This is a genomic window from Lentzea sp. NBRC 105346 (genome assembly GCF_030269605.1).
Taxonomy (GTDB): Bacteria; Actinomycetota; Actinomycetes; order Mycobacteriales; family Pseudonocardiaceae; genus Lentzea.
The window spans coordinates 127321-148471 of record NZ_BSTQ01000015.1 but is presented as its reverse complement, the minus strand read 5'-3'; the positions used below and the strand labels follow the sequence as shown (position 1 = coordinate 148471).

Sequence of the window (21151 nt, the reverse complement as noted above, 5' to 3'; positions counted from 1 at the left end):
TTAATGTCCTCCGCGATGAGAACGAAAACCGTGCGCGTGCTGCTCGTCGAGGACGATGAAGGAGACGCCCTGCTCGTCGAGGCGCTCCTCGACGAAGCTCGCGCTCCGGTCATCCTCACGCGGGCGCGGACGCTGCAGGAAGCGGAAACGCTGCTGGCGGAGGCGGAGTGCGTCCTGCTCGACCTGGGGCTGCCCGACGCCACCGGGCTGGATGGCCTGCGCCGGCTGCTCGACCGGCCCAGCCCGCCCGCGATCCTCGTGCTGACCGGCGTCACCGACGAACGGCAGGGCATAGACGCGGTCACCGCGGGTGCGGAGGACTACCTCGTCAAAGGCCAGGTGGACGGGGAGCTGCTGCTGCGCAGCATCCGGTACGCCTACGAGCGGCGTCGCGCCGAGGAGGCGCAGCGGCAGCTGCGGGAGGCGAAGCTCCTCGCGGCGGAGAAGACCCGCCTGGAACGCGGCCTGTTGCCGCCTCCCCTGTTGCAGCACGCGGACCTGGGGCTCGCGGTGCGCTACCAGCCGGGCGGGATGCGGCTGCTGCTGGGCGGCGACTTCTACGACGTGGTCGCGGACGACGACGGCACGGTGCACGTCGTGATCGGCGACGTGTGCGGGCACGGTCCGGACGAGGCCGCGCTCGGGGTGGCGTTGCGCATCGCGTGGCGCGCGCTGGTGTTGTCCGGGCAGCCCGCCGAGAAGGTGCTGCGGACGCTGCACGAGGTGCTGGTCGCCGAACGGCACGCCGAGAGCCTGTTCACGACCGCGTGCATGGTCACCATCTCCGCGGACCGCCGCAAGGCGCGCTACTTCCTCGCCGGGCACCCCGAGCCGCTGCTCATCGTGGACCAGCGGGTGGTGGACCTGCCGAAGACACGGATCGGCGTGCCGCTGGGCGTGCTGCCGGACTACGAGTGGCAGGGCGTGGACATCGACCTGCCGCCCGGCTGGTCGCTGCTCTGCTACACCGACGGCCTCATCGAGGGCCGCGTGCCGGACGACACCGAAAGGCTCGGTGTCGAGCGGCTGTGCGACATCGTCAACAGACTCGTGCCCGACGGGCCGGACTGGCTGGACCCGCTGATCGCCGAGGTGAAGGACCTCAACGGCGGGGAGCTCGACGACGACATGGCCGTACTGCTGCTGAGGGATCGTCCGTGAAGGGCCGCTGGCCTGCGAAACGCCTGCTCGTCGCGACCGTCGCCATCCTCGTGCTGATGACGGCGGTCACCGTCGGCGCGATGGTCGTGGCCCTCGGCCGCACGGCCGACTACCGGGTGCGGGCCATCGATCAGCTCGAGCCCGCGAGCAGGCACGCCCAGGACCTCAGCCGCACGCTGCTCGACCAGGAGACGGGCGTGCGCGGGTTCGCGCTCACCGGAGAGCAGGACTTCCTGCAGCCGTACCTGGACGGGCAGAAGCAGCAGACGGCGGCCGAGGCGGGGGTGCGCTCGCTGGTCGGCGACCCGAACGGCTCGCTGGACCGCATCGAGGCGTTGGCCGAGCAGTGGCGCGCCGAGTACGCCGAGCCGGTGATCGCCCAGGTCCGGGCGACCGGTCCCGGTCTCGCCCAGGCCGGCGACCAGGACCGCGCGAAAGCGATCTTCGACCAGATCCGCGGGCAGCTCACGGCGTTGCAGCAGAACCTCAGCCGCGACGCACAGCAGGCGCGGGCGGACCTCGACGACGCGGCCAACACGGCGCTGCTCCTGTCGATCGCCATGGGCACGTTGCTGGTGTTGCTCATCGCCGCGGTCGCGGTGGTGCTGTACCGCATCGTCGTCACGCCGCTGGCGCAGCTCGCCGACGAGGTGCGGGAGGTCGCGTCCGGCGACTTCCATCGCGAGATCGACGCGCACGGGCCGCGCGAGGTGGTCATGCTCGGCGAGGACGTCGACGCGATGCGCGCGCGGATCGTGCAGGAACTGTCCAAACTGGACGAATACTCCGCCGAGCTGCGGCGGTCCAACTCCGAGCTGGAGCAGTTCGCCTACGTCGCGTCGCACGACCTGCAGGAGCCGCTGCGCAAGGTGGCGAGCTTCTGCCAGTTGCTGCAGCGCCGCTACGGCGGGCAGCTCGACGAGCGCGCGGACCAGTACATCGACTTCGCCGTCGACGGCGCGAAGCGCATGCAGGTGCTGATCAATGATCTGCTGGCGTTCTCCCGCGTCGGGCGGATCACCCGCGAGCACACCTTGGTGGACCTCAACGACGTCGTCCGCCAGGTCGTCGAGAACTACTCCGAACGCATCGAGGAGACCGGCGCTCAGGTCGTGATCGGCGACCTGCCCGCGGTGCGCGGCGAGGCCTCACTGCTCAGCGCGGTGTTCCAGAACCTGGTCAGCAACGCGCTGAAGTTCCACGGCGAGCACCCGGAGATCTCGATCACCGCCGAGCGTACCGGCGACGAGTGGCTGTTCACGTGCCGCGACAACGGCATCGGCATCGATGCCGAGTACGCTGACCGGATCTTCATCATCTTCCAGCGGCTGCATCCGAAGGACGCCTACCCGGGAACGGGCATCGGCCTCGCGATGTGCCGCAAGATCGTCGAGTACCACGGCGGCACGATCTGGTTGAACACCGACGAGGGACAAGGCACGACCTTCCAGTTCACCCTGCCCGTCGCCGCCGAGGAACTCGACGGATCCGGCACCGAGGAGACCGATGTCTGACCCCTCGCTCAACGTGATCGACGTGCTGCTCGTCGAGGACGACCCCGGCGACGCGCTGATGACGAAGGAGGCGTTCGAGCACCACAAGATCCGCAACGCGCTGCACGTGGTGCGCGACGGGGTCGAGGCGCTGGAGTTCCTGCGCCGCCAGGGTGACTACGCCGACGCGCCCCGGCCGGGCCTGATCCTGCTGGACCTCAACCTGCCCCGCAAGGACGGCCGCGAGGTGCTGGCCGAGGTGAAGGCGGATCCGGAGCTGCGGTCCATCCCGGTCGTCGTGCTGACGACGTCGGAGGCGGAGGAGGACATCCTGCGCAGCTACAGCCTGCACGCCAACGCCTACGTCACCAAGCCGGTGGACTTCGACCGGTTCATCGAGGTCGTCCGGCAGATCGACGACTTCTTCGTCACCGTGGTCAAGCTGCCCCGCTGACGTTCACGTCCTCCGGCGGCGGGTATCCCGGTACCGGAGGTGAGCGACCATGCCCGGCGCCAAGGAACTGCCCAGCACGATCGCACGCTCGTCGAAGAAGGCGCAGCGCACGTGGATCAAGGCTCACGACTCGGCCGTCGAGACCTACGGCGAGGGCGAACGCGCGCACCGCACGGCGTTCTCCGCGCTGAAGCACTCGTTCGAGAAGGTCGGCGACCATTGGGAACCCAAGCGCGAGAAGGGGCCTTCGGACCGCCAGGCCGCGCGCAGCACCCGTGATCGGGAGGTTCCGACGGCCGGCGGTGTGGACGCCAACGCGTCCAAGCAGCACCTGTACGACATCGCGAAGCGCCTGGGTGTGCCCGGCCGGTCGACGATGACCAAGCAGCAGCTGGTGCGGGCCATCGAGAAGGCCAACGACCGCAAGACCGCCGAGGCTCGGTCGTAGGAGGAACTACAGGGCGGCCGCCGCCACCACCTCGGCGGCGAGCCGCACGCACCCGTCGCAGATGCGCGCGTCCTCTCGCTGAAACACCGGGCCGTTCTCCCCGCAGAAGGAACAGTCACCGGTGGCGTTGGCCTGGGCCTTGCCCACGCACGTGTCGCAGATGAGCTCGGACGGCCCGGCGACGAGTTTCGCAACGTGGTTCTGCCCGGCGAAGCAGAACGAGCACGACGGCCCGCTCTCGCGCCGGGCGGCCACGATCTGGTGCACGCGCTGGTGGCTGAGCGAGAGCGCTTCGGCGATCTCCCGCAGCGAGCCGCCCGCGGCGTGCAGCCTGCGGACGGCGTGGTGGTAGTCGGCCTTGGCCAGTTCGGCGGTGTCCTGGGCGGCGGACCACTTGGTGGACGCCGCGCGTGCCTGCCGGAGCAACTCGTCGTCGAGCGTCATGTGTCTAGTCTAGCTAGACACCCCCTCAGTCGACACTCTTCACGATGAGCTCGTCCTCGTCCTCCTGGCTCACCCACTCCTGCGAGTCCCGTTGCTCGGGCACAACGGGAGCCCACAGTCCTGCACCACCGGGCCTCACGTTTTCCTGCGGAGTAGTCATGACTGTGGCTACCCCGTCAGGATTCGCTCAACCGGATGCCGCGCAACAGGGTCGTGATCGCGGCCATGATCCGTTCGGTGGCCTCGTCCAGCACCTCGCGGGTGAGCTCCTGGTCGTAGAGGTCGGACAGGTCGACCGCCGGGCCCGCGACGACGTGCACGGTCTTGCGCGGCAGCAACCTCGGGACGACCTTGCCGCGCGGCGTGATGTGCTGCGTGCCCCACTGCGCCACCGGGATCACCGGCGCGCGGCTGGTCAGCGCCAGCCGGGCCGCGCCCGACTTCGCCTTCATCGGCCAGCCGTCCGGGTCGCGGGTGAACGTGCCCTCGGGGAACACGCCGACGCACTCCCCTTGGTCCAGCGCGGCGACCGCGAGGTCGAGCGATTCGGCCGCGCGTTCGGTCCCGCGCTGTACGGGAATGTGCTTGCCGGACCGCATGATCCAGCCGACGACCGGCATCCGCCACAGGCTCGCCTTGGCGAAAATGCGCGGCACCCGCCCGGAGGCGAGGGTGAACACGACCGTCGACACGGTGTCGGCGTTGGAGAGGTGGTTGGCGGCGAGGATCACGCCGCCGTTCGACGGCACGTTGTGCCTGCCCGCCATGCGCATCCGCACGAACAGCACCACGATCGGCCACAGCGCGTCGATCGCGAGCGAGAACCAGAAGCCCCGCCCGCGCCGCGGCAACCGCGGCGTCAGCGCCGCGAGCTCGAACATCGTCACGCTTGATATTCGAGCACGCCGTCGATCCGTTTCGCGGTCAGTTCACCACGTTTCACCAGGACGTCGAGGTGCGCCGCCGTCTCACCGACCGCCAGCACCTGGTTGAACAGGTCGAGGTCGTCGAACTTGCGCTGCCGGCGCGTCCAGCCCACGTTGCGGGCCGTCTCGTAGGCGGTGCCGCGCACGGCCTCACGCATCGCGACCAGGCGTTCCTCGTGGTGCAGCAGCAGCTCGTCAACCCGCGCGTGGACGCTCCCCGCGACCGGCCCGTGCGCGGGCAGCAGCGTCATGTCGGGCAGGTTCCGGGTGATCCGCAACGACTCCAGGTAGTCGGCCAGTGGCAGCTCGGGCCGCACCGGCTCGAAGCCGATGGACGGCGTGATGTGCGGCAGCACGTGGTCGCCGGAGAACAGCAGTCCGGCCTGCTCGTCGGCGAACACCACGTGGCCGCGCGTGTGGCCGGGCGTCGGGATGACGCGCAGCACGCGCTTCTCCAGCCCGATCTCGTCGGCGCCGAGCCACTCGTCGGGCCGGTCGTAGTCCTCGAGCAGCTTCGCGCGGTCGATCTGCTCGATGAGCTTCGCCCACGTCTGCGCGAGATGCGGTGCGCCCCACGTGTACAGCTCGGTCAGCATCGTCTCGGCCTGCCCGGCGAGCACGCGCTCCAGCGACGGCTGCTCACCGATGCCCAGCGCGATCTTGCTGCCGTACAACCGGCGCAGGTGCACGGCCAGCGTGTAGTGGTCGCGATGCACGTGCGTCACGAGGAACCGGGTGACGTCCTCGAATCCCCGGCCGAGCGTGTTCAGTGCCCGTTCCAGCTGGTCCTGGGCCTCGGCGAGGGCCCAGCCGGAGTCGACGAGCACGAGCCCCTCGCCGTCCTCGATCGCGTAGACGTTGACCGCGTGCAGCCCGTCATTGGGCAGCGGCAGGGGGATGCGGTGCACACCGGGTGCCACCTCGTGCGCGCCCGGTTCGGTCCAGTCCCGCATACCGCCACCCCGTTGTTAGCGTCAGCAACTATCTACTCGACGGTAACACGGTATTCGGGGTGCCTCTCCAAGTACTTCTTGATGAACGGGCACTGCACCACCACGTCGTCGAGGGTGTCCAGCGCGTGCTTCGCCAGCCGGCTGCCGATGCCCTTGCCCTCGACGAGGCTCTCGGTGTGCACGAGGACCGTCTTGTCGCCGACCTTGCGGTAGTCGAGGAAGCCGACGAGCTCGTCGTCCTCCCACGCTTCGAACCGGGTCTTCTCCGGGTTGTCGACGATCATCGGCGGCTCCTGATCACCTTGACTGCCTTCCCCTGGAATCATCGTGGCATGGGCACCGACGTGTACCTGCTGATCCTCGGCGACCACCTGCCGAACCCGTGCACGGGCGAGCAGGTCTCCGAGGCCGACCGCCTGCGCGCCATGGTCGAGCAGGCCGTCGTCGCCGAGGAGGCGGGCTTCACCGGTGTGGCCATCGGCGAACACCACTTCACCCGCTACGTCGTATCGGCCCCCGAGCTGCTCCTGGCCTCGATCGCGGCGCGGACCGAGCGGCTGCGGCTGTCCACGGGCGTCACCCTGCTCGCCCACCACGACCCCGTGCTGGTGGCCGAAAGCCTGGCGACACTGGACGTGCTGAGCAACGGCCGGGCCGAACTGATCGTGGCACGCGGCGTAGACCAGCAGACCCACGCGGCGTTCGGAGTGAACCCCCAGGAACTACGCCCGAGGTTCGAGGAACACCTGAGGCTCCTCCTGAAGCTCCTGGGAGAACCGAAGGTCACGTGGGACGGCAGGTTCCGCGGCCACCTCACCGAGGTCACGACGACACCGCGTCCGGTGCAAACGCCGCACCCGACCGTGTGGATGGGCAGCGGCAGCGCGGTGAGCGCGGACCTCGGCGCCGAGCTCGGCCTGCCGCTGATGCTGCCGAGCACCCTCAGGGATCCCCTGATCTACAAAGACGTAGTGCGCCGGTACCGCGAGCTGCACCCGAACGGACGCGTCGGCGTCCCCAGCCACGTGTTCGTGGCGCACGAGAACGCACGAGAACGGTGGTGGCCGCACCTCGGCGAGTACGCGCGGTTCGCCGATCCGTGGCGCGGGGACGGCGAGATCGACCTGGAGCTCATCCTTGCCGGGGCGGCGATCTGCGGGGATCCGGCGCAGGTGGCGGATCGGCTCAACACGTTGCAGGCCGAGCTGACCATCGACACGCATCTCGTGATGGCCGACATCGGAGGCATGCCGCACGAGTCCGTTGTGGACACGATTCGGCTGTTCGGCGCCGAGGTCCTCCCCCGCCTCACTGCCCGCACGTGACCGGGCACGGCGAGTAGTCCAGGGTCCTATCCGGGTTGTTCCCGACTCGGTTTCGAAGCGCAGCAAGCAAGATGTGGCGAAACGTCTTTGAGAGGGGCACTCAGGTGGGAACGTCCGGAGTCGCGGCCAGTGCCGTCGACGTGTGGAAGTCTTACGGGTCCGGCGACGCCGCCGTGACCGCGCTCGCGGGGGTGAGCGTGGAGTTCGAACGCGAGCGGTTCACCGCGATCATGGGGCCGTCCGGTTCGGGCAAGTCGACCCTCATGCACTGCCTTGCCGGGTTGGACGATGTGACCAAGGGCGAGGTGTGGATCGGCGACACCAAGGTGACGGGCCTGAAGGACAAGGGACTCACCGAGCTGCGCCGCGACCAGGTCGGGTTCGTCTTCCAGCAGTTCAACCTGCTGCCCACGCTGACGGCGGAGGAGAACATCACGCTGCCGCTGGCGATCGGCGGCCGGAAGGTCGACCGCGCGTGGTTCGACACCGTGATCGACACGGTCGGCCTGCGCGACCGGCTCAGCCACCGGCCCACCCAGCTCAGCGGTGGCCAGCAGCAGCGCGTGGCGTGCGCCCGCGCGTTGGTTTCGCGGCCGGAGGTCGTGTTCGCCGACGAGCCGACCGGCAACCTGGACTCGCGTTCCGGCGCGGAGGTGCTGGGATTCCTGCAGAAGTCGGCGCGTGAGTTCGGCCAGACGATCGTCATGGTGACGCACGACCCGAACGCCGCGTCCTACGCCGACCGCGTCATCTTCCTGGCGGACGGCCTGATCGTGAACGAGATCCTGGACCCGACCGCGGACGCCGTGCTCGAGACGATGAAGCACCTCGACGCCTTTGTCGGGGCGCAGTGATGTTAAGAGCCACACTGAAGAGTTTGCTGTCACGCAAGCTCCGTCTGGTGCTGTCCGCGCTGGCGGTCGTGCTCGGCGTGATGTTCGTGTCCGGCTCGTTCGTGCTCACCGACACGCTGAACCGCTCGTTCACCGACCTGTTCACCAACGTCTACTCCGGCGTGGACGTCTCCGTCACCGCCAAGGAGAAGGCGGGTTCGCCGGGCACGCTGCCGGCGACGATGGTCGACCGGGTCGAGGCCGTCAACGGTGTCGAGAAGGCGGTCGGGCAGGTCAACGGCTCCGCGCGGGCGATCGGCAAGAACGGCAAGGTCCTCACGACCGCGGGCGCGCCGCGCCTTGGCTTCGCGTGGACCGGTGACGAGTCGCAGATCGAGATGCGCGACGGCACCGGCCCGAAGACCGACACCCAGGTCACGATCAACGCATTCCTGGCGTCCACCGGCGGGTTCAAGGTGGGCGACCAGATCGAGCTGATCACGTTGGAGCCCAAGAAGAAGTTCACCGTCGCTGGAATCTTCGGCTACCCCGGCGGCCGTGATTCGCTCGGCGGTGAACTGAGTGCTGGGTTCACCGAACCCGTTGCGCAGCAACTGTTGCTGGGGCAGAAGGACACGTTCACCGACATCAAGGTCACCGCCGCCGCGGGCACGTCGCAGGACCAGCTGCGCGACCGGCTGAGCTCCGAGCTCGGCGGCGACTACGTGGTGAAGACGGGCACGCAGCTCGCGAAGGACCAGGCCGACCAGATCCAGGAGGGGCTGAAGTTCTTCAACTACATCCTGCTGGCGTTCGCCGGGATCGCCTTGTTCGTCGGCATCTTCATCATCCTCAACACGTTCTCCATCATCGTCGCGCAGCGCACCCGTGAGCTCGCGTTGCTGCGGTCGATGGGCGCGAGCCGCGGACAGGTCATCGGCTCGGTCGTGCTGGAGGCGTTCGTGATCGGCCTGATCGCGTCCGTCGTCGGCCTCGGCGCGGGCTTCGGTGTGGGTGCGTTGCTGGCGAACTTCTTCGCCACGTTCGGCGGCGGCAACCTCAAGCTGGCCGGCATCGGCCTGCCGATGTCCGCGGTGATCTCGTCGTTCGCGGTGGGCATCGTGGTGACTCTCATCGCGGCGGTCATGCCCGCGCTGCGGGCGTCGCGGATCGCGCCGGTCGCGGCGATGCGGGAGGCGGCGACGCCGGACCGTCCGCTCACCCGGCCGACGGTGGCCGGTGCGCTGATCCTCGCGGCCGGTGGCACCGCGATGGGATTCGGGTTCGTCCAGCAGAGCCTGGTGCTGATCTTCGGCGGTGTGCTGGCGGCCTTCGTCGGCGTCGCTTTGCTGACGCCGCTGGTGTCGCGCCCCATGGTGTCGCTGATCGGGCGCCTGCTGTCGTGGTCGATGCCGGGCCTGCTGGGCCGGCGCAACTCGGCGCGCAACCCGCGCCGGACCGCGATCACGGCCGCGGCGCTGATGGTCGGCATCGCCCTGATCACCGGTGTGAGCGTCGTGCTGACGTCCGCGACGGCGTCCATCACGAAGCTCGCCGACACCCAGGTGCGCTCCGACCTGATCATCTCCGGCGAGACCGGCGCCGACGGGACGTCGGCCCACTTCGCGGTCGACACGATCGACAAGATCAAGGCGAAGCCCGGCGTGCGCTCGGCGTTCGGCTTCGCGGGTGAGCCCGCGCTCGTCAACGACGAGCAGTCCTGGGTCTCCTCGGTCACGGACGTGCTCGCGATGCAGCAGCAGTTCGGGCTGCAGGCCAAGGAAGGCACGTTCGCACCGCTCGGCGCCACGCAGATGGCGATCAGCGAGGACTACGCGACGCAGAAGAACCTGAAGCTCGGCAGCACCATGAGGATCCAGCTGGCCAAGGGTGAGGCGACGACGTTCACCGTCGCGTTCGTCTGGGCCAAGTCTCAGGTGATGCAGGGGATGGTGCTGTCGTCGAGCGCGATCGAGCACCTGCGGATCCCGCAGCTGAACAACGCGTTCGTACAGGTGAACTCGGGCGCGTCGGTCACGGACGTGCAGAAGTCCATCGAGCCGTTCTTCGCGGACAACCCCGAGGTCTCGGTGCAGGACCGCAGCGCGTTCGTGAAGCAGCAGACCTCGCAGTTCGACACGGTCCTGCTGATGATCCAGATCCTGCTGGCGCTGGCGATCATCATCGCGGTGCTGGGCGTGATCAACACGCTGGCGTTGTCGGTGATCGAACGGACCCGCGAGCTGGGCCTGTTGCGCGCCATCGGTATGAGGCGCGCCCAGGTGATGCGGATGATCACCGTCGAGTCGATCGTCATCTCGGTGTTCGGCGCGGTGCTCGGCATCGCGGTCGGTACGGCGCTCGGCGTCGCGACCGTCGCGGCGCTGAAGGACGAGGGCATCACGGAGCTCGGGTTCCCGTGGATGACGATGGTTCAGTACCTGGTGGTGGCCGCGGTGGTCGGTGTGGTCGCGGCGATCCTGCCCGCGATCCGCGCCGCCCGCCTCAACGTCCTGGACGCCATCGCCTACGAGTAGGAACCACCGTTATGGCCACCTTCACTGCGCTGGACGCAGTGAAGGTGGCCATAACGGCACCCCTCGGTCAGAGAACGCGGTAGAGCTCGATTCGGTCGGGGCCGGTGAGGAGAGCCGGGTCCTCGCCGGGCACGAGCTCCATCGAGTTGACCGCCTTGCCGATCTCGTCGGCCTTCTCGAACGACGTGGCGAAGCCGACCGCGACGGCGGACCGCTTCACCTTGTCGACCAGCACGCAGCCGTCGACGTACCCGTCGTAGCCCTCCAGGAACGGCTTGATGCGCCGCTCGTGCGCGAACGCGCCGGCATCCCACCGCTCCTGGCTCAGCGGACCGTCCATGAACACGAGCGTGCAGCAGACGCGCGGACCACCCGCCGACGGGCCGGTGATCGTGTCCTCGACCTCGTAGACCTGGTCCGAGGCCTCCTTGGCGTCCTGCTCGGTCGCCCAGAACGCGAGGATCGTCCTGTCTCCCGTACCCACCTGCTGGAGGCGGTGGGCACCGTCCGGAATCTGTGCGATGTCTTTGATGGTGGCGAACATGTGGCCAATGCTCGGGATCCGCGGGGCCGGGCACCTCAGTGCGACCACGTAAGTCCACTACGTACGACCCAGCCGGCGACCTGGGTCCGGTTCTCCAGGCCGAGCTTGAGCAGCAGGTTGCGCACGTGCGTCTCGACGGTCCGCTCCGACAGCACGAGCTTCGCCGCGATCGCCTTGTTCGCCAGTCCGTCGGCGAGCATCAGCGCGATCTCCTGCTCGCGGGCCGTCAGCGGGATCGCCGTCAGCGCCTCGATCTGCTTCACCAGCGGCTTCATCCCGAGGTGGCGCGCGATGCGCACGGCGGACTCCAGCAGCTCGTCCCGCCTGGTCACCTTGGCCAGCTCGAACTGGGCCATGGCGAGGAACGGCAGGGCGCCGATGCGCTTCTCCATCGCGATGGCATCGTTCAGGTGCGCGACGGCATCCTCGGTGCGGCCGAGCGCGGCGGCGAGCATGCCGAGGACGCGGCTCACCGAGCCCTCGCAGCCGGGCGACTGGTTGGCGTAGTACGCCTTGAGCGGCAGCAGGTTGTCGTACAGCAGCGGCGCGAACTCGAGCTCGCCCAGCCACAGCGCCACCTGCGCGGTGAACATGCCGGTGTTCGGCCACCGCAGCTCGTCGGGCATCGTCGGAATCATCGGGCACAGGCGTTCGTAGGCGAACCGGACGGCGTCGCGGTCGCCCTTCGCCACCGACACCATCGCGTTCGCGCTGAGGTAGATCGGGAGGTACATGGCGATCTCGGCCATGTGCTCGGGCAGCTCGTACTTGTCGAAGTCGCCGGTGAACCGCGCCAGCTGCTGCGTGAACGAGTAGAACAGCCCGATCGCGGACCCGTCCTCGATGCCCATCGCGATGTCGCGGCACTCCAGCGCCAGCCGTTCCGCCTCGGCGAACCGGCCGACGAGCTCGGCCCGCGCCGCCCTCGACCTGGTGTGGTGCCAGCGGGCCAACGGCCAGCGCATCCGGTCCGCGAGCCCGCCCAGCTCGGCGAGCTCGGCGTCGATCTGGTCGATCGCGCCGAGCCAGAACGACCCGTCGATCCGCCACGCGTGGCCCCACAGCGCGTTCTCCGGCTTGCCCGTGGCGATCATGCGGCTGCCCAGTTGGAGCACCTCCGCGACGCTGTCGACGAGCAGGAGACGCGCCTTCATGGCGGAGACGATCGCGTCGGGATCGCCCGATCGGTCGGCCATCTCCAGTGCCCGCGCGGTCAGCGGCCGGACGTGCGCGCGCCCCCGTGTGTCGGCGAGCAGCTTCGCCTGCTGGGCGAGCACCTTGGCGTGCCGGGCGCTGTCCTCGTCGCCGAGCAGCTCCCGCGCCCGGACGCACAGCGCCACGATCCGGTCGACCGCCTCGCCCTGCACGTCCCGCACCACGACCGCCGCCCGTGCTGTCACGTCGGCATCGCCGAGGTCCGACGCGCGCTCGCAGTGGTCGAGCGCCTTCATGACCAGGCCTTCCTGGTACAGCTGCTCGGCGATGTCCAGGTGCAGCTCGGCGCGTTCGGCGTCGGTGTCGGCGAGCGGCAGGGCGCGTTCGAACCAGCCGACCTCCCGGCACGCGGCCCGTGCCTCCTCCTTCGTGCCGCCCCGCAGCAGGTGCCGGGCGCGGTCGGTGCCCGTGGTCCGCTCGGCCAGCTGCCGGTGCAGTTCGATCCTTCGACGTCGCGGCAACGCGTCGTAGACCGCCTCGCGCAGCAGCGTGTGCGACCAGCGGACGGTGTGCGGGCTCGCCGGGTCGTCGGTGAGCAGGCCGGCGGCGATCGCCTCGTCGAGCCCCTCTTCTCCGATCAGGTCGAGGTCGACGTCGTCGCCGACGACCGCTGCCCGGTCGAGCAGCTCTCTTGTGGACTTCCGCAGGGGTTCGAGCCGCGCCTTGACGAGGTGGGCCAGCTCGCCGTCGTTCGAGTCCGTTGTGGACAGCAGGCGCAGGTACAGCGGGTTGCCTCCGCTGCGGCGCAACAACTCTTCGGCGTGCTGCGGGCCCGCGTACTCGGCGACGTCGGTGAGGCTCAACGGTCCCAGCCGGACGATCCGCGCGTTCGGCACGTCCATCATTTCGCGACTGGTCGCGATCACCGTCGGTCCGTCCTCGATGGACAGGTGCGCCAGCAGGCGGATCGAGGCGTCGTCCGCCCAGTGCAGGTCTTCCAGGACGATGGTGTGTGCGGTCCCGCGCAGTTCGTCGGCGCACCGGGTGATGGCGCGGAACCGTGCGGCCGCCCGTGACTCCCCCGGCAGCGGGTCGACGGTCAGCAGGTCCCGGCTCAGCCCCACGCCGTCGAGCACACGCAGCCAGGGCCAGAACTCGGGCGCACCTTCGTCGGCGACGGCCCGTCCGACGACGGCGTCGAGGTGCGCGACCAGGGCGGACTTGCCGATCCCGGCCTCACCCACGACGAGCACGACGCGCCCGCGAGCAGCACGCAACAGCTCAAGCTCACGCGCCCGCCCCACGAATCTCCCGTCCACACCACCAGTGTGGGACACGGGGTGCGGGAAGGTGGGACTCGCGGATAGTCGCGAGTCCCACCTTCCGGCAGGGTGAGTTCTACCGTCAGGCGTGGGGGCAGGTGTCTCGGTACTCCGAGATCCTTGAGTCGGGGCGCGGAGGTGGGCAGAGGAACTGGTCGTAGCGGGTGTCGTTGTCGATGAACCTCTTGAGCCACGAGACGCTGTACTTGCCGATCGTCACGTTCGGCCCCTGCGTGCTCGGCGCCGAGTGGCCCGCGCCCTTCAGCTCCAGGTACGCCTTGTCAGGCGCGGCCGTGATCGAGTTGTAGAACGGCTCGGAGTGCGAAGACACCGGGGCGACCGTGTCACTCTCCGCGCCGACGACCATGGTCGGCACCTTCACGCCCGACCAGTTCTTGGTGGAGTGCCAGCCGGCGAGCGGGATCGCGGCCTGCAGGGCCGGCCGCGTGACCGACGCGCGCAGGGCACCGCCGCCGCCCATCGAGTGGCCCATCACGCCGAGCCGCGTGCCGTCCACCCGGCTGCGCACCGTCGAAGAACTCACGACGTAGTCGAGCGCGGCGAGCAGCTGCCTGCCGCGGCTGTCCGGGTCGTCGTAGACCGACAGCGTGTTGATGGTGATGACGACGAACCCGTGGGACGCGAGCCGCGGGCCGTACCAGGCGACGCTGCTCTGCGACGCCGTGTAGCCCGGTGAGATCGCGACCGCGCCGAACGTGCCCTCGGCGGTGCTGGTCGGGTAGTAGATCGTGCCGCCGCCGAACCCGGACTGCCGGGCCACGATCGCGGTGGCCGTGGCGAACGGGCCGCGGGCGGCTTCCAGTGCGGCGGCCGTGGGTGCGGGGCCGCGTTCATAGGGGTTGTCCGCCGCGTAGGCGGGGAGGGGCGCGAGGGTGAGCGCCAAGGTGACGAGCGCTGCCCAGAATCCACCTGGTCTGATGTGCACCACTGTGTACACCTCATCGGTCGCAGGGAACCAAATGCGGCGGCACATCGAAACTAGCGCGTTTCGATACACATCGGGAAGCTAAGTTTTCAATGTGCACGGATCTTTGGATGACATTCGGGTGATCGATTTCTCGACGGTCGTGATGGGGCCCTACGCGACGCAGATCCTCGGCGACCTCGGCGCCGACGTGATCAAGGTCGAGGCACCGGCCGGCGACACGCTGCGCGTCCCGCCGCCGTACCGCAGCCGGGGCATGTCGTCGCTGGTGCTGGGCGTGAACCGCAACAAACGGTCGGTGGGGCTCAACCTCAAGGACCCGCGCGGACTGAAGGTCATGCTGGACCTGATCGACACCGCGGACGTGCTCGTCACGAACCTGCGGCCCCAGGCGCTGGACCGGCTCGGGCTGTCCTACGAGCAGCTGGACAACCCGCGGCTCGTCTACTGCTCGGCCCAGGGGTTCAGCGGCGACCTCAGGGACCGCGCCGCGTACGACGAGATCGTGCAGGGCGCCTCGGGCACGGTCGACCTGATGCGCCGGAAATCCGGCACCCCCGGATATGTGCCGACCATCGTGGCGGACAAGGTCAGCTCGCTGACGATCGCCTACTCCGTGCTCGCCGCGTTGCTGCACAGAGGTAAGACCGGCCGCGGACAGCGCATCGAGGTGCCCATGACGGACACCATGCTGGCGTTCAACCTCGTCGAGCACCTCGGCGGCGACACGTTCGAACCGCGGCACGGCCCGTTCGGCTTCCCGCGGTCGCTGGCACCCAACCACCGGCCGGTGCGGACCAAGGACGGCATGGCGTGCATCGCGATGTACGGGCCGCGCAACGTGGCCGACTTCTTCCACGTCGCCGGGCGGCCCGATCTGGCGACCGATCCGCGGTTCTCCTCCAGCGACGCGCTGTACCAGCACTTCGAGGCGTTCTACGACGTCGTCGAGAAGCTCGCGCTCGAACGCACCACCGACGAGTGGGAGGCGTTGTGCGCCACGAAGAGCATCCCGTTCGGCCGGGTCACGGATCTCGACGACGTGGTGTCTCGATTGGACACAATGGAACATCCGACCGAGGGCACGGTCCGCGTCGTGCCGACACCCGTGGAATTCTCGGAAACGCCGGCGTCCATTCGGCGGCACGCACCGTACCTCGGTGAGCACAACGACGAGGTGTTGGCCGAACTCGGTTACCCAGCGCAGCAGATCCGTCAATTGTCGTCCGATGGAGTCACCGCAGCGGCGGTACCGGACCGATTGGTCTGAACATCACTGTGAGCGCGTGGCCACACGGAGACACTTCCTGATCCTCGGCGGGACCGCGGCACTGTCCACGCTGCTCCCCCAGACCGCTGCCGCCGCCCCGGCGGCGCAGCCCTATGCGTCCTACTGGCACCCCAGCACGCTGCTGAACTGGAACCCCAGCACGGACCCCGACGCGCGCTACAACCGGAGCACGGTGCCGCTGGCCAAGCGCGTCGTGCCGGCCCGCCGCGCCAACGCCCACGCGCACGCCGGCGAGGCCCGCGTGCAGGCGCTCGTCGCGTACGCGCCCACCAGCGGCAACCCGGCGCAGGGCTCGCTGGACGTGAACTACTACGCCACGAACTACTGGCAGTACATCGACGAGCTCGTGTTCTGGGGCGGCTCCGCGTCCGAGGGCCTGATCCTCGCGCCCAACCCGACCGTCACCGACGCCGCGCACCGCAACGGCGTGCGTGTGATCGGCAACGTCTTCCTGCCGCCCACGGTCTACGGCGGACAGCTGCAGTGGGTGCGCGATCTGGTGCAGCGCAACGGGGATCGCTTCCCCGTCGCGGACAAGATGATCCAGGTCGCGCGGCACCACGGGTTCGACGGCTGGTTCCTCAACCAGGAGACCTCCGGCGGCGACGCGGCGTTGGCAGAACAGATGCGCGACTTCGTCACCTACCTGAAGGCCAGCGGCCTGCGGATCATCTGGTACGACGCGATGACGAAGTCCGGCAGCGTCAGCTGGCAGAACGCGCTGACCGCGCAGAACCAGATGTTCTTCGAGCGCAGCGACGAGATGTTCCTCAACTTCTGGTGGAGCGCCAACGGTCTCAACAACTCGGCCGCGCTCGCGAAGCAGCTCGGCCGCGACCCGTACGACCTCGCGGCCGGTGTGGACGTGGAGTCCAGCGGGTACAACACGAACGTCGGCTGGAGCTCGGTCTTCCCCGAAGGCAAGCCGCACACGGTCTCCCTCGGATTCTACCGTCCCGAGTGGACTTTCAAGTCGTCATCGAGCGTCGCGGACTTCTACGCGCGCGACAACCGGTTCTGGGTCGGCCCGAACGGCGATCCGTCGAACACGGTATCGGTGGCCTCGTGGAAGGGCATCGCGCACTACGTCACCGAGCTGACGCCGATCACGACGCTGCCGTTCGTCACGAACTTCAACACCGGGCACGGCCGGAAGTTCGCCGTGGGCGGCCAGGTGCTGAGCACGTCGCCGTGGAACAACCTGTCGTTGCAGGACGTCCTGCCCACGTGGCGGTGGACGGTCGAGGGCCGGGGGCTCACGCCGTCGCTCGACTTCGACAACCCCTACGACGGCGGCACCTCGCTCAAGCTCACCGGTGACGTCACCGCCGCGGCCGACCTCCGCCTGTTCGCGGCGAACCTGAAGCTCAGCGCGGCGAGCCGGCTGGAGCTCGTGTTCCACTCGGTCGTCGCGGGACCGTCCCGGCTGCAGGTGGTGCTGCGGTTCGGTGGCGCGCCGATCACCATCCCGGTCGGTCAGTCGAAGGGCTCCGGCTGGCAACGTGTCACGGTGCCCCTGACCGGGCACGCGGGCAAGGAGCTCACCGAGATCGGCCTGCGCGTGCTGCCCAGCGGCCCGTTCACGGTGTACGTCGGCCGGCTGGGCGTGCACGACTCGGCGCCGCAACCGGTTCAGTCGCCGTCGAATGTCAAGATCGAGCAGGTGAGCCAGACCAACGCCACCACGGCGGCCGTCCGGCTCACATGGACGCACGCCGCGACCCCGCCGCGGCAGTACCGCGTGTACCGGCGCAACTCCGACGGCACCAGGACGTTCCTCGGCGGCACGCCGAACGACGCCTACTTCGTGCCGGCTGTAGCGAAAGCCGCCGGGGAGACCGTGACGCTGGAGGTGCTGTCGGTGAGCGAGGCGTTCGCCGCTTCGGCACCGGTTGTGGTCGCGTTGACATGATCGTCCGGTTGCTGGGCCCGGACACCGTGTTCGGGCCCGCCAAGCAACGGGCGGTGCTCGCGATGCTGGCGTTGCGCCTGAACCAGCCGGTGTCGCGGGACGAGATCATCGACGGCGTGTGGGGCGAGGAGGTTCCGCCGACCGCGGCGAACCTCGTCGCCACCTACGTGGCCCGCCTGCGCCGCCTGATCGAGCCGGGCCGGGAACGGCGCGCCGCGGCCGCGGTCGTGATGTCCACCCCGACCGGGTACCTGCTGCGGCTGGAACCGTCCGAAGTGGACGTCTACGTGTTCGAAGAGCTCCTGACCGCCGGGCGGGTCGACGACGCGCTGGCGTTGTGGCGCGGCTGCCCGCTCGAGGGAGTCCCCGGCCCGTTCGCCGCGGCGGAACGCGTCCGGCTCACCGAGCGCCGGTTGAGCGTCCTGGAACAGCGCATCGCCGACGGGCTCGCGCGCGACGAGGACTGGACGCCCGAGCTGGCCCGGCTCGTCGCGGCCCACCCGTACCGGGAACGCCTGCGGGCGCTGCAGATCACCGCGCTGCGCCAGTCCGGTCTGTGGACCGAGGCCGTCGCCGTGTACCGCGACGCCGAACAGGTACTGGCCGGTGACCTCGGCGTCTCCCCCGGTCCCGAACTGCGCCGCGCGCACCAGCGCACGCTGGCCGCACCGGACCTCGCGGTCCACTACCTCGAACGCGTCCGGGACGCCGACCTGCTCCTGCGACCGGGCCGCGGTCGCAGCGAGCGATTCCGCACCTACCACGAGGCTCTGGCGTGGCTCGAGGACCGGCGGCAGGCCATCGTCGACGCCGGTGTTGCCTCCGAGGATCCGGCCGTGGCGGCGGCACTCGCGACCGCGCTGCGGGCGTTCACCCACCGCCGCGGCTACTGGGACGACCAGCGCAGGCTCGCCGCCGCGGCCTCCACCCAGGAGGACGACCACGCCGCCGCGCAGGGCATGCTCGAACTGGGCGGCGTCTCCTACCTGCGCGGACAGCTCGTGCAGGCCGACGCGCAGGTGAGCCACGCGCTCACGTTGTTCGACCTGCTCGGCGACACCGCGGGCATCGCTCGGGCGATGAACAACCTCAGCATGATCCGCGCCGGACGCGGCCTGCTCGCCTCGGCGGCCGCGCTCGCCGACGACCACCTGAAGCTCTGCCGCTCGCCCGCCGACCGGTCCATCGCGCTCGACACGCTCGCGCTGGTCGCGGTGCGGCGCGGTGCGTTCACCTCCGCGGTCGACCTGTGCGAGCAGAGCATGGACATGCACCGGACGATCGGCTCGTCCGTGCTGGCCAGCGCCGCACTGCACCTGCAGGGCGAGGCGTACCTGGGGCTCGGCGACCGGTCCCGCGGCACGTCCTGCCTGCGGCGCAGCGCGCGACTGGCCAAGCTCACCGGCAACCGGCACCGTGTCCGGCTCGTGTCGGCGAGCCTGGCCCGGCTCACCTAGCCGATCCGCAGGTTGTCGAACCGCGCGTTGATCGTCTGGCTGACCGCGATCCCCACCTGACCGGCGGCGTAAGCGCCATCGGTCACCGCGGCGACCTGCGAGCCGTCGATCGACGCGGTGATCGACGTTCCCTTGAAGGTCATCGCCAGCTTGTGCCACTTGCCGATGCCCAGCGCGGCAACGGTTCCGGAGGCGAGCGTCGTCAGCTTCGGCGTGGTGTCCGATCGCAGCAACGACCAGGCGCCGCCGTCGGTGACGCGCAGGAAGTACGCGTTCACGCGGTCCGGCGACAGGCCCTGCGTACCGACCCGGCCCTGCAGCTCGACGAACCCTTGATGCTCCAGCAGCACATCGGTCGACACGGTGTAGTCGGTCCACGTGACGTCGCCCAGCAACGCGGACGGGTTGCGTTTGCCGTTGCGCCAGACGATCGGTGCCTGCGACATCACCTGCCGCACACACCGCCCCGCCCCGCAGGGCACCACGGTGAACGCGCCGTCCATGTCGGCGAGGTAGCGGGGTTGCTTGTCCAACGGGGTGGAGTCGAAGTTGTCCTGGTATGGCAGGGCGAGCGGCTTGGGAGGCAGCCCCGCGGCCGTGCCCTTGCCCGCCTTGGTGAGAGTGCTGATCGTGTACACATGACCGGGCTTCACGGTCAGCGAGTACTTCCCGCCCACGGGCGTGATGTCGGCCTGCCGCACGAAGTGGTCAGCCGGATTGTTCGAACGAAGATCCGAGGCGTAGACCCGCACCTTGCCGCGCTTGAGCCCCGCGGCCACGGAGAAGTCGACCTTCTGCGGCGCCGTGGCGTCGATCGTCTCGATGACGGTGCTGTAGTCGGTGCCGGACCGCAGCGACACGTAGCTGCCGTTGTCCCGGTTGCCGCCCAGATACCCCGAGGCCTGGTCGAGGTACTTCCAGCCGGGCGCGGTGAACTGCGTGGTGTGCGCGATCCCCCAGACCTGTTTGCCCACCTCGTACGAGCCGGCCCACGGCTGCCGGGCGAGCATCAGGCCGGTCGTGCTCCACCGCAGGTTCGGGGTGATCGCGGCGACCAGCGGCCAGTTGAAGTACCCAGTCATGCGCGCGTCGATGTAACCGCGGTTGAAGCTGCGCACCGACGCGAACACGCCGGTGTTCAGGTCCTGCGAGCCGGTCTCGCTGGCCCACAACGGTTTCCCGAGCGATCGCGCGTTGGCGCTGTCGAGGCACTTCTTGCCCTTGTCCGTGCCCTGGTAGCCGCACGAGTAGTGGATCCCGGCCACGTCGACCGACGCGGCGAACGCCGGGTCGGCGACCATGTCGTCGGCGACGCCCCAGCCCTTGTTGCCGTCGTCGCCGACGACCAGCGCCTTGTATCCGTTGGCGCGCAAGGCTTTGTGGAACTTCTGGTACCAGGCCTTGTCGTAGCCCTTCTCGTTCCACCCACCCATGTAGTCGATCGTGAGGCCACGCGAGCGGGCGCAGTCGAGCCACTTGATGTGGTAGTCGATGGTCTTGTCGCTCCAGAACGTCCCCACCCAGCCCGGCGCGCCCCACGCCAGGGCGGCGAGCTTGATCCTGGGGTTGCGGGCCTTCGCCTGCTCCATCAGCCACCACTCGTAGCCGCGGTCGCACGACAGGTCGCCCGGCGCGTGCATGTGGCTGTGCTCGGCGCCGTCCGTGGAGTTGGTGTCGCCGCCGATCTCGACCTTCAGCAGCTGCAACGAAGCGCCGTACCCCGGTTTGAAGAGGTAGTCCAGGATCTGGCCGCGCTGCGGCTCCGGGTAGTCGTACAGCAGCCGCGAGTTGCCACCACCACCGCTGATCGCACCGACGCCGTCGAACGTCCGGCCGGGCGATGCGGGATCCAGGGTGATCGACGTGTCGGCCGCGACGGGAACGGCCAGCGCCAGCACGAGTGAGGAGACGAGAGCCCACATGGGGCGCACACTCGCGAGGCCCGATGGA

General features: G+C 69.3%; 19 protein-coding genes. 10 read left to right on the top strand and 9 right to left on the bottom strand.

From position 1 onward, the window contains the following. Positions 1-15: 15 nt before the first annotated feature. Genes QSK35_RS29245 through QSK35_RS29230 form a run of 4 tightly spaced genes read left to right on the top strand, consistent with a single transcriptional unit; the run spans position 16 to position 3556 of the window. On the top strand, positions 16-1161 hold the full coding sequence (locus tag QSK35_RS29245) for a PP2C family protein-serine/threonine phosphatase (protein ID WP_285750760.1): 1146 nt from the start codon (positions 16-18) through the stop codon (positions 1159-1161). Then, on the top strand, positions 1158-2675 hold the full coding sequence (locus QSK35_RS29240; RefSeq protein WP_352244156.1) for a sensor histidine kinase: 1518 nt from the start codon (positions 1158-1160) through the stop codon (positions 2673-2675). The genes QSK35_RS29245 and QSK35_RS29240 overlap by 4 nt, the downstream gene beginning before the upstream one ends. Continuing rightward, positions 2668-3108, top strand: coding sequence for a response regulator (locus QSK35_RS29235; protein WP_285750759.1), 441 nt, complete (start codon positions 2668-2670; stop codon positions 3106-3108). Before QSK35_RS29240 ends, QSK35_RS29235 begins: the two co-directional genes overlap by 8 nt. Before the next feature lie 49 nt (positions 3109-3157). Further along, positions 3158-3556 (top strand): ChaB family protein, encoded by a 399-nt coding sequence (locus tag QSK35_RS29230; RefSeq protein ID WP_285750758.1) that lies wholly within the window; start codon positions 3158-3160, stop codon positions 3554-3556. Between the two features lie 6 nt (positions 3557-3562). On the opposite strand, the gene QSK35_RS29225 is transcribed toward QSK35_RS29230, so the two are convergent. From QSK35_RS29225 to QSK35_RS29205, 5 genes are read right to left on the bottom strand one after another with little or no spacing between them, the layout of a single operon-like run. After that, positions 3563-4000 carry a ClpX C4-type zinc finger protein gene (locus tag QSK35_RS29225; protein ID WP_285750757.1) on the bottom strand — a complete coding sequence of 146 codons (438 nt, stop codon included), beginning with the start codon at positions 3998-4000 and terminating at the stop codon, positions 3563-3565. A gap of 25 nt (positions 4001-4025) precedes the next feature. After that, positions 4026-4160: a hypothetical protein gene (locus QSK35_RS29220; protein WP_285750756.1), complete on the bottom strand. Its 135-nt coding sequence runs from the start codon at positions 4158-4160 to the stop codon at positions 4026-4028. A 16-nt stretch (positions 4161-4176) separates the two neighbouring features. Beyond that, positions 4177-4881 (bottom strand): lysophospholipid acyltransferase family protein, encoded by a 705-nt coding sequence (locus tag QSK35_RS29215; RefSeq protein WP_285750883.1) that lies wholly within the window; start codon positions 4879-4881, stop codon positions 4177-4179. 2 nt (positions 4882-4883) lie between these two features. Continuing rightward, positions 4884-5879: an MBL fold metallo-hydrolase gene (locus QSK35_RS29210; protein ID WP_285750755.1), complete on the bottom strand. Its 996-nt coding sequence runs from the start codon at positions 5877-5879 to the stop codon at positions 4884-4886. A gap of 32 nt (positions 5880-5911) precedes the next feature. Continuing rightward, positions 5912-6163: a GNAT family N-acetyltransferase gene (locus tag QSK35_RS29205; protein ID WP_285750754.1), complete on the bottom strand. Its 252-nt coding sequence runs from the start codon at positions 6161-6163 to the stop codon at positions 5912-5914. 48 nt (positions 6164-6211) lie between these two features. On the opposite strand from QSK35_RS29205, the gene QSK35_RS29200 reads away from it, so the two are divergent. From QSK35_RS29200 to QSK35_RS29190, 3 genes are all read left to right on the top strand, one after another. Next, on the top strand, positions 6212-7204 hold the full coding sequence (locus QSK35_RS29200) for an LLM class flavin-dependent oxidoreductase (RefSeq protein WP_285750753.1): 993 nt from the start codon (positions 6212-6214) through the stop codon (positions 7202-7204). A 71-nt stretch (positions 7205-7275) separates the two neighbouring features. Continuing rightward, positions 7276-8058 carry an ABC transporter ATP-binding protein gene (locus QSK35_RS29195; RefSeq protein WP_285750751.1) on the top strand — a complete coding sequence of 261 codons (783 nt, stop codon included), beginning with the start codon at positions 7276-7278 and terminating at the stop codon, positions 8056-8058. Positions 8059-8081: 23 nt separating this feature from the next. Next, on the top strand, positions 8082-10574 hold the full coding sequence (locus QSK35_RS29190; RefSeq protein ID WP_285750749.1) for an ABC transporter permease: 2493 nt from the start codon (positions 8082-8084) through the stop codon (positions 10572-10574). A 67-nt stretch (positions 10575-10641) separates the two neighbouring features. Here QSK35_RS29190 and QSK35_RS29185 read toward each other — a convergent pair whose 3' ends face one another. The 3 genes from QSK35_RS29185 to QSK35_RS29175 all read right to left on the bottom strand — a co-directional run bounded on the left by QSK35_RS29185 (position 10642) and on the right by QSK35_RS29175 (position 14535). Then, positions 10642-11118: a hypothetical protein gene (locus QSK35_RS29185; protein ID WP_285750748.1), complete on the bottom strand. Its 477-nt coding sequence runs from the start codon at positions 11116-11118 to the stop codon at positions 10642-10644. A gap of 35 nt (positions 11119-11153) precedes the next feature. Next, positions 11154-13592 carry a LuxR C-terminal-related transcriptional regulator gene (locus QSK35_RS29180; RefSeq protein ID WP_285750747.1) on the bottom strand — a complete coding sequence of 813 codons (2439 nt, stop codon included), beginning with the start codon at positions 13590-13592 and terminating at the stop codon, positions 11154-11156. Positions 13593-13677: 85 nt separating this feature from the next. Next, positions 13678-14535, bottom strand: coding sequence for an alpha/beta hydrolase family protein (locus QSK35_RS29175; RefSeq protein WP_502881739.1), 858 nt, complete (start codon positions 14533-14535; stop codon positions 13678-13680). A 100-nt stretch (positions 14536-14635) separates the two neighbouring features. Between QSK35_RS29175 and QSK35_RS29170 the strand changes: the two genes are divergently transcribed. From QSK35_RS29170 to QSK35_RS29160, 3 genes are read left to right on the top strand one after another with little or no spacing between them, the layout of a single operon-like run. Continuing rightward, positions 14636-15811, top strand: a complete 1176-nt coding sequence (locus QSK35_RS29170; protein WP_285750746.1) for a CaiB/BaiF CoA transferase family protein — start codon at positions 14636-14638, stop codon at positions 15809-15811. 16 nt (positions 15812-15827) lie between these two features. Beyond that, positions 15828-17744: an endo-beta-N-acetylglucosaminidase gene (locus QSK35_RS29165; protein ID WP_285750745.1), complete on the top strand. Its 1917-nt coding sequence runs from the start codon at positions 15828-15830 to the stop codon at positions 17742-17744. Next, a complete protein-coding gene (locus tag QSK35_RS29160) occupies positions 17741-19201 on the top strand; it encodes an AfsR/SARP family transcriptional regulator (protein WP_285750744.1) in 1461 nt (486 codons plus the stop codon). The genes QSK35_RS29165 and QSK35_RS29160 overlap by 4 nt, the downstream gene beginning before the upstream one ends. Here QSK35_RS29160 and QSK35_RS29155 read toward each other — a convergent pair. Next, the gene (locus QSK35_RS29155) at positions 19198-21123 is read right to left on the bottom strand and encodes a galactosylceramidase (protein WP_285750743.1); all 1926 of its coding nucleotides are present in this window, start codon (positions 21121-21123) and stop codon (positions 19198-19200) included. The genes QSK35_RS29160 and QSK35_RS29155 overlap by 4 nt on opposite strands. Positions 21124-21151: the final 28 nt, after the last annotated feature.

Coding starts and splice junctions, on each gene's coding strand:
- QSK35_RS29205 (WP_285750754.1), bottom strand. CDS start 6,163: ATGATCGTCGACAACCCGGAGAAGACCCGGTTCGAAGCGTGGGAGGAC.
- QSK35_RS29160 (WP_285750744.1), top strand. CDS start 17,741: ATGATCGTCCGGTTGCTGGGCCCGGACACCGTGTTCGGGCCCGCCAAG.
- QSK35_RS29225 (WP_285750757.1), bottom strand. CDS start 4,000: ATGACGCTCGACGACGAGTTGCTCCGGCAGGCACGCGCGGCGTCCACC.
- QSK35_RS29220 (WP_285750756.1), bottom strand. CDS start 4,160: ATGACTACTCCGCAGGAAAACGTGAGGCCCGGTGGTGCAGGACTGTGG.
- QSK35_RS29195 (WP_285750751.1), top strand. CDS start 7,276: ATGTGGCGAAACGTCTTTGAGAGGGGCACTCAGGTGGGAACGTCCGGA.
- QSK35_RS29215 (WP_285750883.1), bottom strand. CDS start 4,881: ATGTTCGAGCTCGCGGCGCTGACGCCGCGGTTGCCGCGGCGCGGGCGG.
- QSK35_RS29185 (WP_285750748.1), bottom strand. CDS start 11,118: ATGTTCGCCACCATCAAAGACATCGCACAGATTCCGGACGGTGCCCAC.
- QSK35_RS29210 (WP_285750755.1), bottom strand. CDS start 5,879: ATGCGGGACTGGACCGAACCGGGCGCGCACGAGGTGGCACCCGGTGTG.
- QSK35_RS29245 (WP_285750760.1), top strand. CDS start 16: ATGAGAACGAAAACCGTGCGCGTGCTGCTCGTCGAGGACGATGAAGGA.
- QSK35_RS29155 (WP_285750743.1), bottom strand. CDS start 21,123: ATGTGGGCTCTCGTCTCCTCACTCGTGCTGGCGCTGGCCGTTCCCGTC.
- QSK35_RS29230 (WP_285750758.1), top strand. CDS start 3,158: ATGCCCGGCGCCAAGGAACTGCCCAGCACGATCGCACGCTCGTCGAAG.
- QSK35_RS29200 (WP_285750753.1), top strand. CDS start 6,212: ATGGGCACCGACGTGTACCTGCTGATCCTCGGCGACCACCTGCCGAAC.
- QSK35_RS29235 (WP_285750759.1), top strand. CDS start 2,668: ATGTCTGACCCCTCGCTCAACGTGATCGACGTGCTGCTCGTCGAGGAC.